Source organism: Silvibacterium sp. (assembly GCF_047605705.1).
Classification (GTDB): domain Bacteria; phylum Acidobacteriota; class Terriglobia; order Terriglobales; family Acidobacteriaceae; genus Silvibacterium.
In genome coordinates this window covers 43,491-57,986 of the sequence record NZ_JASGFD010000020.1, presented here as the reverse complement: position 1 = coordinate 57,986, position 14,496 = coordinate 43,491, and the positions used below count along the sequence as shown (strand labels likewise).

Here is a 14,496-nt window from a genome sequence, read left to right as displayed (position 1 = left end):
TCCTCGCCAAGCGGGGTTACAGCCCAAGTCCGAATCACTCACTGGATCGTAGCCAGCCACTTCAGCACCACCGTCGTCAACGCCAACCGGTGGTCGGAATACCCATGATCCGAGGGGAAGTGCGCCTCCGTCACCTGCTGATTCCCGGCCTTCTTCAGTGCCGTCGCAAAGGTGTCGTCCATCGGCTGGAGTCCATCGTCGGAGGTCACCACCAGCACCGGCCGCGAGGCCAGTTGCGGTGCATAGTCGTTGAAGTTCCACGCCGCCCGGTGCTCGTACGCCTCTTCCACCAGCCCTTCCAGCGTGCATCCGGCCAGCGGAGCCGTGTCGTTGTCGCGTGAAAAGCTGTCCATCAGCTCTCGTTTGGCAGCTTCGTCAGTGCTGTGCTGGCCGCCGCTCTCGCTCGCAGGAGGAAAGCTCGCGCCGATGTTCCACGCCGAGATGAGGGCTACCCCCGCAACCTTCGGGTCGTGCGCCGCAGCCGAAGCCACCATGAACCCGCCCATGCTGTGTCCCAGCAAGACGATCTTCGAGGTGTCTACGCGGTACTTCTTCGCATTGGCGGGATCGCGCACAAACGCGACCTCGGCATCCGCATCCTCGATCGCATGCTGGAAGGAGAAAGCGCCCTTCACGCCCCAGGATCCGCGATAGTGCACCGCCAGCACATTCCAGCCCGCGCGCCGGATCGCCTGCGCCAGGTCCAGGTTCTGCTCAAAGCCGGGAAACCCGTGCATCAGGATCAGCGTCGGATGTGGTGCCTCCCCGGCCGCAAGGTAGAAGACCCCCATCAGCATCTGCCCATGGCTCGGCAGGTCGGCCAGTGAGATCATCGTCGCCGGATACTTTGCATCCGCCGCCGGATCGGCCGTCAGCGCCGCAGGCGCCTGCCCAAAGGAAAGAGCCGGAACCAGAAGGCAGGAACAGAGCGCGCACCTCAGAGCCAGACGGAACATGCACCGATTCTCCGCGCGAAAGCACAAAGCAAGCAATAACCCAGGTGATGCTTTTCGCGAGAAAGAACCATCCCGGGTGCGTACAAGCGCTGTCATTCCGACCGAAACAAACGCAGCAAAGGGACCTGCGTTTGTCCATGAGATATGAGGAAAGGAGAGCGAGAACGCGGGTGCCCCACGTCTCGCTTCTGAGACGTGGGAAGCATCGCTCTCTTCCGCAGGCGGCTATGCAGGTCCTGGTGGCCCACGCAAGCCCGCATTCGGCTTGCGTGGGGAAGCACAATCTTCCTCTCCAGAAACTGTCATTCCGACCGAAGCGAACGCAGCGGAGGAACCTGCAGTGCTTCTCCAATAAGCGAGAATCCGGGTGTCCCGTCCAAGCTCCGCTTGGGCGGGAGGGACGCCCCTCGGAACAGGAGATGAGCTTCCTCAGTCCGCGACCAACGGAACGCGAGCCGTGTGGCCGAATGCGGATCACCCTGCGCGGAGCAGTAAAAAGGCGGAGAGCATATTCATGCTCTCCGCCCACTGACTGTTCTTATGCCGGACTTACTTCGCGGCCGCCACCGGCTCACGCAGCCAGCCGTAAAGCGGGAACTTCTCCGCCAGCTCGGCCACCTGTCCCTGGATGCGCTTCAGCACATCAGGATTGTTCCGGCCCTCGAGCGCCTCGGCGACCCACTTGCCGATCGTCCGCATCTCGTCTTCCTTCATGCCGCGCGTGGTCAGCGCCGGCGTGCCGATACGGATGCCGCTCGGCTTCAGTGGAGGATTCGTGTCATACGGAATCGCGTTCTTGTTCACAGTAATGCCGGCCGCGCCCAGAGCCGCCTCGGCTTCGCTGCCCAGGATGCCCTTCTGAAAGACGTCCACCAGCATCAGGTGCGTATCCGTGCCGCCCGAGATAATGCGCAGACCCTCGGCCTGCAGCGTCTCCGCCAGCACCTTCGCGTTTGCGACCACTTGGTGGGCATACTGCTTGAACTCCGGCTGCAGAGCCTCGCGGAAGGCCGTGGCCTTGGCCGCCATGATATGCACCAGCGGTCCGCCCTGCTGGCCCGGGAAGACGCTCCGGTCCAGGCCTGTCGCGAACTCCTGCTTGCACAGCACCAGGCCCGAGCGCGGTCCGCGCAGGGTCTTATGCGTCGTCGAAGTCACAAAATGCGCATGCGGCACCGGCGAGGGGTGCGCGCCACCCGCCACCAGGCCGGCAAAGTGCGCCATATCCACGATCAGCAGGGCGCCGACCTTATCGGCGATCTCGCGCATCCTGGCGAAATCGAAGATCCGCGGATAGGCGCTGCCGCCGCCCACGATCACCTTCGGCTTCTCGCGCTCGGCAATCGAGGCCAGTTCGTCATAATCCAGCTGCTCGGTATCCTTGCGGACCGTATAGGAGGCAACGCGGTACAGCTTGCCCGAGAAATTCAGCTTGTGGCCGTGCGTCAGGTGGCCGCCGTGCGCCAGGTCGAGACCGAGAATCGTGTCGCCCGGCTGCAGCACCGTCATATAGGCCGAGGCGTTTGCCTGCGAGCCCGAGTGCGGCTGCACATTCGCGTGCTCGGCGCCGAACAGCTCCTTCGCGCGGTCGCGCGCCAGGTTCTCGACCACATCGGCAAACTCGCACCCGCCGTAGTAGCGCCGTCCGGGATAACCCTCGGCGTACTTGTTCGTGAAGACCGAACCCGCGGCTTCAAGCACCGCCTCGCTCACGAAGTTCTCGGATGCAATCATCTCGAGGCCCTCGTGCTGGCGCTGAACTTCGTGGTCAATAGCGGCGGCGATCTCCGGATCGGCCTGCGAAAGCGGCAAAGACATACGGTCGGACATATTTAAATTGTAGCTCTACCCATCCAGGGCAAAGATTTGTCATTCCGACCGGAGCGAAGCGCAGTGGAGGAACCTGCTGTGCTCTGCTCAAGCGAAGATCAGGGTGCCCCGTCCAAGCTTCGCTTGGGCGGGAGGTTCGACTGCTCCGAACTCAAAAGAGAGTACCCGGGTGCCCCACGTCTCGCTCCTGAGACGTGGGAAGGGAAGCAAACTCAGCTAGAATAGACACTGCAGGCAAGCCGGGCGGCCGCTGCCGGAGAGGCGCAAGCTTCGATGGGAGAGGAAAGTCCGAACTCCGCAGGGCAGTGTGCCGGATAACGTCCGGGATCGCAGCGTCAAGGCTGCGAGACGGCCAGTGCCACAGAGAACATACCGCCCGCGTTCCGTAAGGAGCGAAGGTAAGGGTGAAAAGGTGCGGTAAGAGCGCACCGCGCTGACGGTAACGGCAGCGGCATGGTAAACCCCACACGGAGCAAGACCAAATAGGGAGGAAATCCCCGGCGCGACCCGATCGCCGAGGATGCGCATCGGCCCGGTGCGCCAACGCGGGTTATTCAAACGCTGCGCAAGCGGCGGGAGAAGCGGAAACCTCCGGGTAGGTTGCTGGAGCGTGTCAGTAATGGCGCGCCTAGAGGAATGGCCGTCCTCGACAGAATTCGGCTTACAGGCTGCTTGCAGTATGGCCCCGGCAATCCTTCCGATTGCCGGGGCCACCTCGTTTGGGAGCTCCTTCTAATTCACCACAATGGTGCTCGAGTGAGAGACGCCTCCGCCGCTGGCTGTAACCGTCAGTACAAATCCCTTCGGCGACGAGCATCCTGAGATGCCAAGGCTCGCAGCCAGCAGGAAGAACAGCGCCACCGCGGCCCACACCTTCCGCCTACGGAAGGGCCAGAACAGCAGCGCCACTGCAACGCCGCCCGAGAGCTTCGTCCAGAGCGGGAAATGGGACTCCATGGCTGCAGTCTGGCTTCCCGATCCGGACAGCGTCAGCACCACATTCACGGCTGTGCTCCCCGGCGTTACGGTCGAGGGCGAGAACGTGCAGCTATCCCCGGCCAGCAGGCCCGAGCAGGTGAAGGCAATCTGGCTGTTGAAGCCGTTCTCCGGGGTGAGCGTCAGGGTGAACTTTGCCGCCTCCGAAGAGCTGAAGGTAGTCGTTGCAGGAGTGACCGCCAGCGTAAAGTCCGGGATCACCACGTCGTAGTTCGCGCTCGCAACAGCCGAGGCGGAATAGCCGGACAGGATCGCGATCGCATTCAGAGTCACCGGCGAGGTGAGCGTGATCGCGCCGCTGTACAGCGTCGATGAGGTGGTCGGCGTGGTGCCATCCAGCGTGTAGTAGATGGCCGCGCCGCTGGTCGCATCGGTGATGGTCACGGTCTGCGCCGTCGTGTAGGTCCCCGACGCAAGGCTGAAGACCGGGGTCGCCACGGAAGGAGCGGTAACCGTAACAGTGTTGGAGGTTGAAGTTGCGAACGTAGAGTTCCCGGAAAATATTGCTTGTAGCGTGCTGACTCCGCCAGGCAGGGTCGAAGGCGAGAACGTCGCTGTGCCTGCCGCACTCAGAGTCGCACTTGCGATCAGAGTTCCCCCGACATTCAAGCTCACTGTGCCAGAGGGAATTGTCGTTCCTGAGTTCGCCACCACTGAGACGGTAAAAGTGGCGGGTGCCGCTGCATCCGTGATCGAAGCCGAATTCGCAAGCGCGGTTGTCGTTGATATAAGCGGCACAAGGACGCTAACACTCGTTGCCCCGGAGGCCGAAAGTGCGTTCTTGTCGTCTCCGACATAGACAGCCTCGAGCACGTCCGTGGTTTGGGTCGCCCCTGTAATGCTGTTTTCAATCCAGGGGAGGCTCGTGGAGATGCTTGCGCTGCCGCTCGCATCGAGAGTCCCAACGCCAACAACCGCCTGGTTCGAAAGCAGGTAAACCTCTCCTGTCGGTGTGCTGCTTCCCGTAACATTGGCGGTAAATATTGTCGGCGTGCCCTGCCGCAACGTGCCTGATGGGATCGTCAGCGTGGTCGTTGTCTGCGATTTGTCGTTCAGAACGGCATCAAGGTATCCCATTCGAAGCTTAATCCAGTTCGTCATGTAGCTGACTTCGGAGTCGTAGCTGCCCATTGCCAGGGCGTTCGGCCAGACTCGGATACCGACCATCGGCCAACGCAGAAAGTTATTCGTCTGTGCTTGTTCGAGCGCCGTCGCCTGTGTGCTGATTGAGGTAAGCCATTGCGAGAGCACACCGTTGTTCTTGAGGGCGTTCCATTGTGTAGCGACATCTGCTTTGAATGCGGGATCCTTGAACCACTGCGCATACCAGGGAGCCTCTGTCTGCATGTAGGTCACAGCCGGGCTGAGGATTGTGCTGTAGTTGATATTGCCCGAGCTGATATCGAAATCCCATATAGGCCCCATGTAAATCAAGGGGTTGTCGGCGGCTTTATAGAAGTAATCGCTACTGTAAAAATCTCCACCGTCCACATTGCCCATCAGATCGTTCACGATGTAGAAATTCACCGCCGCCGCTTCGTCGAAGTAAGCACGCCATCCGGTCGTTGCGTCAGTGAACGATGAAGAGAACAAAGCATCTTCAGCGGTGTCCACGTAACTGGTGATGTAGTCCTCTTGCTCAGGAACCTCGGGGGTAAAGTCCGGATCGACCATGCCGATATCTACACCTTCTGGCGTGACGAAGTTATAGTCTTCGCCTTTCTCCTGGTCGATCTCCATCTGGTAGCCGCCGCTCAGATCGCCGGACGTGTCAGTATCCGTAAGTTCGGTGATGTTAATGCGATGACTGTCGACGTTCACCTTCTCGATCAGTTGGTACGTGCCCTCATACTCCCCATTGAGGTACAGTTCGACGTAAAGCGAGTGTGGAGCCCATGGCATAAGCGTGCTCGTTCCGCTCGGAGTAGGTGAGCCGGCGGCTGAGGACAGATAGTCGCCGCCCATTGGAATAGCGTTCGCCAGCGCAGATGCGGCCCAATCGCGGAGCAGCGTCTTGTCGTCGTAATTCGCTAGCAGGACGTAGGTCTTGCTCTTATCGCAGATCGCCTTGCCCGAACTCGTAACGTACGGGCATGAGAGCCCCATTGCCGTCAGCAGGTCTACGCTCGTGCCCAGCTTCATCTCGTAGGGCAGCTTCGGCATGAGTGCGGTGGAATTTCCATGAACATGGAAGGTCGCCGTGTTGTCGCTATCGCTGGAGTTAGGAAGATAAGATGTCTGTCCATCAGACGATGTAATGCTCACTGTGCCGCTCACATTTACCGTCTTACTGGTAATTGCGGTCCCATTGGTGTTGATGTTCATTACCGGCAAGTTCAGAGCGCTGGTCTCGGGTTGATATGCCGGGTTCTCCAGAGATACGGTGAGACTTAAAGGCGCCGAAGACTGCGTCACACCTGCAACGGCCACTATCTGAACCGTGCTCGTTGCAGTGTCCGGCTCAGGATCGGCATTAGCCGGAAAGCTTTCCTGGTCGGCATTGACAGCGGCACTGAGATATAAGGTGCCTGAGCCTCCGGCACTGGTCGTAAAGGGGGTAACTGTGATTCCGCTGGGCAAGCCAGTCACTGTTACAGTGACCGGTTGGGTGTAGCTGCTGCTGCCGCCGATACTTACCTGTATCGGAACTTTCTGGTCGCCCGGGTGGATTGTCACCGTTGACGAAGATGCGCTGATTGCTAAGCTTTGTGCGTTTGCCCTGGGAGCGGCATATAGGAAAGAAAAGATATACACCAGCGTGAAAACCATCCACACCTGGAAGGAACGAGACAGCTTATTAACTTTCATGCAATTACCAGCGATTTGAAGTGAAAAGAGAATAACCCGATTGCTGCACATTGCAATCATAAAAATGAGCGGTTCGTTCATAAGACTTCGCAAAATGTGATCGCTTCCCCCGGCACGCCTTTTAAAGCCCATGAGAAGCAGGTTTTCCATGCGTGGAAACCACTCGCGAGCAGGCGTGCGCCAAACCCCGATAACCCAAACGTCCGCGACAAGGCTGCATGTGCCGGGCGTGGTAGCGTAACGCCTATGAACTCTCGTGCGCTCTTCTCCCTTGCCGCCGCTGTCGGCAGCGGATTTTTCTGTCTAGCCGCCCAGGCGCAGGCCCCCTCCAATGCGGATCTCACTCCGGTCCAGCGTCTCGAGCAGATGACCACCGTCTCCAATGGCGCGTGGAGCACCGGCGATCTCGCCAACATGACCCGCCTCCGTGACGCGGCCATGAGCGACGACTACGCCCTCCGCGAGCTCCGCCATCTCACGGACAACATCGGTCCCCGCATCGCCGGATCGCCGCAGGCGCAGGCCGCCGTCGAATACGTCGCCTCCGAGCTGCGCGCGCTCGGCGCCGAGGTTTCACTCCAGAAGACCACCGTCCCACACTGGGTGCGCGGTGCGGAGACAGGCGCTCTCGTTGATTGGCCGGACATGACTCCAGGCACCACCCAGAAGATCGTCCTCACCGCACTCGGCGGCAGTGTTGCGACGCCCGCGAACGGCATCACTGCGCCGGTCCTCGTCGTCGACAGCTTCGACCAGTTCCGCGCCCTGCCGGACAGCGCCGTCAAGGGCAAGATCGTTCTCTTCAACGAGCACTTCGACAAACGCCTCGCCGCCGTAGGCAATGGTCTCTCGGCCTATGGCGATGCCGTCGCCTATCGCGGCCTCGCCCCGAGCCTCGCGGCCACAAAGGGCGCGGTGGCTGCCTTTGTCCGTTCCGTCGGCAATGCCGACTATCGCCTGCCGCACACCGGCGCCACCTCATATACCGAGGGCATTCCGAAGATTCCCGCGGCCGCTCTCGCCGCGGAGGACGCCGACCTCCTCGCCAACCTCACCTCGCAGGGTGAAGTGAAGCTGCACCTCGTCCTTACCCCGCAGACCCTTCCGCCTGTTCCAAGCTACGACGTCGTCGCCGACTGGAAGGGCACCGAGCATCCCGAGCAGGTCGTCATCGTCTCCGGCCACCTCGACTCCTGGGACCTGGGCACCGGCGCCATCGATGACGGCGCGGGCATTGCCGTCTCCATGCAGGCCATCCATCTTCTGCAGAAGCTCGGCATCCACCCCAGGCGCACCGTCCGCTTCGTGGCCTGGATGGACGAAGAGCAGGGCGGCGAAGGCGCGGACTCCTATGCAAAGGATCACGCCTCCGATCTCATGAATCACATCGGCGCCATCGAATCCGACCTCGGAGCCGACCACGCCTCCGGCATCAGCTTCGCCGGCAGCCTCGCGCTCGCGGACTACCTGAAGCCCGTGGCCCATGTCCTCGAATCCATCGGAGCCTCGCAGATCACCAGCGGCGGCTCGGGCGAAGACGTGAGCGCGCTCAAAGGCGTCCCCGGCTTCGCGCCCATCCAGGACAGCCGCTTCTACTTCAACTATCACCACACCGCAGCCGACACCTTCGATAAGGTCGATCCAAATCTGCTCAATGAAAACGCAGCGGTCATGGCGGTTCTCGGATACGCACTGGCCCAGGCCGACACCCCCGCACCCCGCTGAGGAGAGCCTTGTCATTCCGACCCGGTTGAGTCTCTGTCATCCCGAACGAAGTGGAGGGACCTGCGGTTTGCTTACGTCAGCACGATCCGGACAGACGGGTGGCCCATACAAGCCCGAAGTTGGCTTGTGTGGAGAAGCGATAAACCCGGGTGCCCCACGTCTCGCTCTTGAGACGTGGGATGTTAGATGTTGAACATGGCAATAAACGCGGATACCCATCCAGGGTCCGCGTGAATAGAACATCCATGCACGGCGTTTCCCAGGAACTCCAGTCGCGACCGAAAGGGAGCGGAGGCCGAAGGCGAATCGCCCTGCGCGGAGCAGAAAAGGGGGCTTCAGCCCCTGCAAAGCAGAGGTCCCCGAATGCGCATTGCATCTTTCGTTCTGATAGCTCTGGCCGCCGCATCGTCCGCATGCGCGCAGGCGCCCGCAGGCATTCCTCGCGAGCTCGCCCGTGAGCGTGCCGCGCGCGTCAGCGATGTCCATTACTCGCTGCACTACACGCTCGTCCCACACGGTGCGCAGACCGAAGCTACCGAGAGCATCCGCTTTCGCCTCGCCAATACGTCACAGCCGCTGTTACTTGATTTTCGCGACGGCCATGTGGCCTCGCTCACGGTAAACGGTGTGAGCACCCCACCGGATGAGAGCAATGGCCATCTCATTCTTCCTGCCGATAAGCTCCACACCGGTGAGAACATCCTCGAGCTGCACTTCGCTGCCAATGTCGCGCCTGCCGAAAAGGCCATCACCCGTTTCGAAGACCACGACGACGGCTCCGAATATATCTACACACTTTTCGTCCCCATGGACGCGGAGATGGCCTTCCCCTGCTTCGATCAGCCCGACCTTAAGGGCCGTTTCCAGCTCACCATGACCGCGCCTGCTGCGTGGACCGTCGTCTCGAATACCGATCCCGTCTCGACGAAAGCGCCCTCGGCTGACGCGAAGGAGACCGCCTTCGCCGAGACCCAGCCCATCAGCACCTATCTCTTCGCTTTCGCCGCCGGGCCTTTCGCCAAGGTGCACTCCACGCCCGGTCTGCCCGGCATCTACGTTCGCAAGTCGAAGGAGCAGGCTGCGCAGAGTGAAGCGCCCGAAGTGCAGCAGATGGCGGCCGACGGAATCACTTATCTTGGTAAGTATTTCGCGCAGCCCTATCCCTTCCCCAAGTACGATATGGTGCTCATCCCCGGCTTTGCCTACGGCGGCATGGAGCACGCCGGAGCCACCTTCCTGCGCGAGGAGTCGGTCCTCTTCCGCACCGCGCCCACGGCCACCAGCCTGCGCAACCGGGACATCCTCGTCCTCCACGAGCTCACCCACCAGTGGTTCGGCGACTTCACCACCATGCGCTGGTTCGACGACCTCTGGCTCAAGGAGGGCTTCGCGCAGTACATGGCCTACAACGCGCTCGCCGCGCTCCATCCCAATGGCGAAGTCTGGAAGCACTTCTACGAATCCATCAAGCCCGGCGCCTATGGCATCGACGAAACCCAGGGCACCACGCCCATCTATCAGGACATCCCCAATCTCAAAGACGCGAAGTCTGCTTACGGCGCGATCGTCTATTCGAAGGCGCCCGGCGTCCTGCGCCAGCTGAACTACGTCCTCGGGGATCACGACTTCCAGCTTGGCCTGCAGCGCTATCTTGCCGCGCACAAGTACGGCAACGCCGAGTGGAGCGACCTCATCGGCTCCTTCCAACAGGTCTCCGGCAAAGACCTCGAACCCTGGGCTGCCATGTGGATTCGCCATCGTGGCATGCCGCAGGTCGAAGCTTCGTGGTCATGCAACGGTGGCAGGCTCGCGCGCCTCACACTCACACAGCACGACGTTCTCGGCACCGATGCTCTCTGGCCCATCGCCTCGGAAGTATTGCTGAGCTATGCCGATGGCCGCACCGCGCACCTGAAGGCGCAGTTCCATGCAAAGTCCGCGAATATTCCCGTAGAGGGCAACGCCTGCCCCGCCTTCGTTTTTGCGAACGACGACGACCATGGCTATGGCCTCTATCTGCTCGACGACACGAGCCGCAACTTCATCACGCAGCACATCGCTGCTGCAAGTGATGCCGCAATTCAGAATCCCTTCACGCGTACATTATTGTGGGGAGCGCTCTGGGATGCTGTCCGCACTGCGGGCTATAACCCTGCGGACTACGCGCGCCTCACACTCGCCGCGCTGCCGAACGTGCGCGATGAGTCGCTCGCCGCATCGTTGCTCGGCCACAGTCAGACCGCGCTCCATCGCTATGTCGGCGACACCACGCGCACGCAGCTCACCACGCAGTTCGCCACGCTCGCGGTCGACCGCATGCAGCACGACGCTTCGCAGGATCTCCGCATCACCTGGTTTCACGCGCTCAATGGTCTCGGCGCGAGCGACGTGGGCAGCAGCGCATTGCGCAGCCTGCTCGCAGGCTCGCTCAGCGTGCCCGGCGTCACGCTGCGCCAGCAGGATCGCTGGGGCATGGTTACATCGCTGATCGCCTACGGAGACGCGCACGCAGCCACGATCCTCGCGGAAGAGGAGCAGCGCGATCCCTCGGGCGATGGAAAGAAGTTTGCCTGGGCGGCGCAGGCCGCGCAGCCCGATGCCGCCACCAAGCAGCATTACTTCGACGAATACCTGCACAATCCGCAGCGCCCCGAAGACTGGATCGAAGCCAGCCTCGGCGCATTCAACGCGTGGAACCAATCGCAGCTCACCGCGCCCTACATCGACCCCGCGCTCGAAGCTCTTCCGCAGATCAAGCAGACCCGTAAGATCTTCTTCCTCGTAGGCTGGCTCAACGCCTTCATGGACGGCCAGCAATCCGAAGCCGCCCGCGACACGGTCTACAGCTACCTCAAGGACCACTCGCTGGATGAAGACCTGCGCCTCAAGATCCTGCAATCCGTAGACGAACTTGACCGCACTGTAGCCATCCGCAAAAAATACCCCAACGCATGAGCACAGTCGGAGATATTGAGTTTTGCCAAGATGATCGAAAGACCCGCTCAAGCCCGTAGTCAGCTCGTGTGGAGGATCTCAGCGCTTCCTAAACAAGATTGTCATTCCGACCGAAGCGAGCCGAGCGAGCGCAGTGGAGGAACCCGCAGTTCTCTTAAACTTGCGAGGATAAGGGTGCCCCGTCCAAGCTCCGCTTGGGCGGGAGAATACGACCCCGGCGCGTACCTGATCGAGACTAAAGGGAGCGCGTGCCGAAGGCGATCCGCCCTGCGCGAAGCAGCTGAAGGCGAATCGCCAGGACAGCCAGTCCTTAGCCCCGTCCGCGAATGCGATTCAGCGTCCGCCGATCGCGCTTGTCGGGCCTCGCCGTAGGCAGCACCTCGAAGTCGCGCATCGCCTTGCGCGCCTCGGCCACCTTCTGTCGCGCCGCCTTGCTCTCTTCCGTTTCGCGATAGAGCGCCTGCGCCGTCGCCGCCGGACCGCGGACATCGCTCAACGCCAGCACCTCAATCTCGAACTCACCGCCCTCGGTCTTCACGCGCAGCGTGTTGCCCGCATGCACATCGCGCGCTGCCTTTGCCGGCTGCCCATTCAACTCCACGCGCCCCAGCTCGCACGCTTTCGCCGCCAGCCCGCGCGTCTTGAAGAATCGCGCCGCCCACAGCCACTTATCCATTCGTACTGCGTCTGCCATGCCTCTATTCTCTCGTATCGATCCCGCGGTGGCCGGGTGCCCCACGTCTCGCCTCTGAGACGTGGGAAGAATCAAGCCTCAATACAGCAGATACGCCTTCCGCTTCGCCTCAAACTCCTCGATCGCCGGCCTCCAGCCCTCCGCAATATGCTGAGGATCCCTCCCCGCCTCGATCGCATCCAGCGTCGATTCACTCGCCAGCAGTGTTTGCAGCTTCGTAATTTGTAACTGTTGCGGATACAGTTTCCGCGTCGCCGCCACAATCTCGATCCCCATCTCCGGCGCATCCAGCACATTGCGATCCGTGATCGTCATCGCTACGCCGTGGCACAGCTCGCCCGCATAGGGATAGGGCTTCTCCGGCGTAAAGCTCACCGGCAGAAAGCGCACACCGGGCAGAAAACGCGCATTCAGCGCATGCGCCAGCGCCACCGATCCCGGGCCATCGATCCACGCCGCGCCCACCTGCTCGAACGGCGTGTCTGTCCCGCGCCCCACAGAAAGATTCGTCGTCTCGATCAGCCCGATCCCCGGATACAACATTGCCGCGCGCTCGCTGCGCAGGTTTGGCGAAGGATTGGTCCATGCGAGACCGGTATCGTCGAACCAGTCGCCGCGCTGCCATCCCTGCATCGCCACCACCGTCAGCGGAGCGCCCAGCTTCAGCTCGCCATTCAGATAGCGCGCCATCTCACCCAGGGTCAGTCCATGCCGCGCCGGCACCGGCGCCACGTTCACATAGCTCTCAAGGCCCGCGTCCGAAATCGGCCCTTGCACATATGCGCCGTTCACCGGGTCCGGCCGATCCAGCACAATGATCGGCGTCTTCGTCTGCGCTGCCGCCTCGAGGAAGTACCGCGTCACTGCCTCATACGTATAGAAGCGCACACCCGCATCCTGCAGATCGATCACCACCGCGTCCAGCTGCTTCAATGTCTCGACCGAAGGCCGCCGGTCCTCAGGCTTCGCGCCATACAGGCTGATCACGGGAATGCCCGTCACAGCATCGGTCGTATTCGCAATGCCCTCCTTGTCCAGCGCACCCGCAATCCCATGCTCCGGACTGAAAAGCGTTGTCAGCTTCAGCCCCGGTACCGCCGCCGATGCATCCTTCGCCAGCACATCGATCGTGCGCCGTCCCTGCGCATCGAGGCCGGTCTGATTGGTCAGCAGACCCAGCCGCAACTGCCCTCCATGCGCCTCGGCCAATTTCCTGAACATCGCAAAGTGATCGGTCTCGAGCACGTCGATGCCTGTCTTTACTGCGCCGTTGCGATCAGGCCTGTGCCGCATCCCCGCCAGCGATTCGTTGTATCCCGTCAGCTTTGCCGCTCGAGCCCCGCCATCGTTGCGCACGCCCACCGCCTGCGCCGCTGCCGTTGCCACCGCCGCACGCACCGGCGTAGTCACAACGCCGCCGTTCGGATACACCGCATTCGTCATCATCACCACGTACGTGTCGCTCGCCGGGTCCATCCACAGCGACGTTCCGGTAAAGCCCGTGTGCCCGAACGATCCCACCGGGAAAAGCTCGCCGCGATTGCCCGAGAACGGTGTGTCGATATCCCATCCCAGCCCGCGCATCGCCACCGCTGTCGCCGGCTGCTCCGGCGTGGTCATCTTCTCGAGCGTCAACTGCGTCAGCGGAAAGCGGCTCGGTCTTCCCGCAAGCCGGTCCAGAAGATTCTGCGCATAGATCGCCACATCGCCCGCGGTGCTGAAGAGCCCCGCATGCCCGGCCACGCCGCCCATGCGCCGCGCTGTGGGATCATGCACCACCCCACGCAGCATCACGCCGTGCTCGTCGTACTGCGTCGGCGCAATCTCCGCGCGCCACTCCTCCGGCGGCAGATACCGCGTGTGCCGCATGCCCAGCGGCTCGGCCACATACTTCGCCACGTACTCTTCCTCCGGCATGCCGGAGAGCTTCTCCACCAGCGCGCCCAGCGTGATGAAGTTGATGTCGCTGTAGCGGAACTGCACGCCCGGAGGCGTTACGGGAACAGAATCGAACGCAAGTCGAAAGCCCTCGCCCTTGCCCTCCCACACCGGCTTCAGATCGAGATCCGGCGCGAGCCCCGAGTAGTGCGTCAGCAGGTCGCGAATGGTGATGTCGCCCTTGCCGTTCGCCGCAAACTCCGGCAGATACTTCGCCACCGGATCGTTCAGCTCGAACCGCCCTTGCTGGTAAAGCTCCATCACGCTCGGCGCGGTTGCAATCACCTTCGTCAGCGACGCGACATCGAAGACCGTGTCCTCCGTCATCGCCTCGGGATGATCGCCCAGCGCACGATGCCCATAGGCCTTGTGAAAGACGACGCGTCCGCCATGCCCCACAATGATCACCGCGCCGGGAAACTTCTTCTCCGCAAGCGCCTGCTCGATGATGGCGTCGATGGCCGTGAAAGAAGGTTGCGCGGCCGCGCGCGACGGTGCCGGATTTTCGGCAGAAACAGCGCAGGAAGAGGAGGCCAGTAGCGCGGCAGCAAGAGAAACAGCGGTCAGGCGGGACATCGGCACCACAAACTCCTT

General features: G+C 61.8%; 7 protein-coding genes and 1 other RNA gene. 3 read left to right on the top strand and 5 right to left on the bottom strand.

Going from position 1 to position 14,496, the window contains the following annotated elements; translation table 11 throughout:
* Positions 1-38: 38 nt before the first annotated feature.
* Together QM649_RS09370 and glyA are read right to left on the bottom strand one after the other, a co-directional pair.
* Complete coding sequence (locus QM649_RS09370; protein ID WP_415198768.1) at positions 39-956, bottom strand: alpha/beta hydrolase family protein; 918 nt, start codon at positions 954-956, stop codon at positions 39-41.
* Between the two features lie 549 nt (positions 957-1,505).
* Entirely contained in the window at positions 1,506-2,786 is a 1,281-nt protein-coding gene (gene glyA / locus QM649_RS09365; RefSeq protein ID WP_415198767.1) for a serine hydroxymethyltransferase, read from the bottom strand.
* 230 nt (positions 2,787-3,016) lie between these two features.
* Between glyA and rnpB the strand changes: the two genes are divergently transcribed.
* An RNA gene (gene rnpB, locus QM649_RS09360) (RNase P RNA component class A) lies at positions 3,017-3,466 on the top strand.
* Positions 3,467-3,518: 52 nt separating this feature from the next.
* Here the strand turns inward: rnpB and QM649_RS09355 are convergent.
* Positions 3,519-6,458 carry a CotH kinase family protein gene (locus tag QM649_RS09355; protein WP_415198766.1) on the bottom strand — a complete coding sequence of 980 codons (2,940 nt, stop codon included), beginning with the start codon at positions 6,456-6,458 and terminating at the stop codon, positions 3,519-3,521.
* Between the two features lie 378 nt (positions 6,459-6,836).
* Between QM649_RS09355 and QM649_RS09350 the strand changes: the two genes are divergently transcribed.
* Together QM649_RS09350 and QM649_RS09345 are read left to right on the top strand one after the other, a co-directional pair.
* Entirely contained in the window at positions 6,837-8,315 is a 1,479-nt protein-coding gene (locus QM649_RS09350; RefSeq protein ID WP_415198765.1) for a M20/M25/M40 family metallo-hydrolase, read from the top strand.
* Positions 8,316-8,678: 363 nt separating this feature from the next.
* Positions 8,679-11,270, top strand: a complete 2,592-nt coding sequence (locus QM649_RS09345; RefSeq protein WP_415198764.1) for a M1 family metallopeptidase — start codon at positions 8,679-8,681, stop codon at positions 11,268-11,270.
* Positions 11,271-11,580: 310 nt separating this feature from the next.
* On the opposite strand, the gene QM649_RS09340 is transcribed toward QM649_RS09345, so the two are convergent.
* Complete coding sequence (locus QM649_RS09340) at positions 11,581-11,964, bottom strand: RNA-binding S4 domain-containing protein (protein WP_415198763.1); 384 nt, start codon at positions 11,962-11,964, stop codon at positions 11,581-11,583.
* Between the two features lie 78 nt (positions 11,965-12,042).
* On the bottom strand, positions 12,043-14,478 hold the full coding sequence (locus QM649_RS09335) for a serine hydrolase (protein WP_415198790.1): 2,436 nt from the start codon (positions 14,476-14,478) through the stop codon (positions 12,043-12,045).
* Positions 14,479-14,496 lie beyond the last annotated feature (18 nt).

Excerpts from the sequence above, each read along its gene's own strand:
- QM649_RS09370 (WP_415198768.1), bottom strand. The coding sequence starts at position 956 with ATGTTCCGTCTGGCTCTGAGGTGCGCGCTCTGTTCCTGCCTTCTGGTT.
- glyA (WP_415198767.1), bottom strand. The coding sequence starts at position 2,786 with ATGTCCGACCGTATGTCTTTGCCGCTTTCGCAGGCCGATCCGGAGATC.
- QM649_RS09345 (WP_415198764.1), top strand. The coding sequence starts at position 8,679 with ATGCGCATTGCATCTTTCGTTCTGATAGCTCTGGCCGCCGCATCGTCC.
- QM649_RS09335 (WP_415198790.1), bottom strand. The coding sequence starts at position 14,478 with ATGTCCCGCCTGACCGCTGTTTCTCTTGCTGCCGCGCTACTGGCCTCC.
- QM649_RS09350 (WP_415198765.1), top strand. The coding sequence starts at position 6,837 with ATGAACTCTCGTGCGCTCTTCTCCCTTGCCGCCGCTGTCGGCAGCGGA.
- QM649_RS09340 (WP_415198763.1), bottom strand. The coding sequence starts at position 11,964 with ATGGCAGACGCAGTACGAATGGATAAGTGGCTGTGGGCGGCGCGATTC.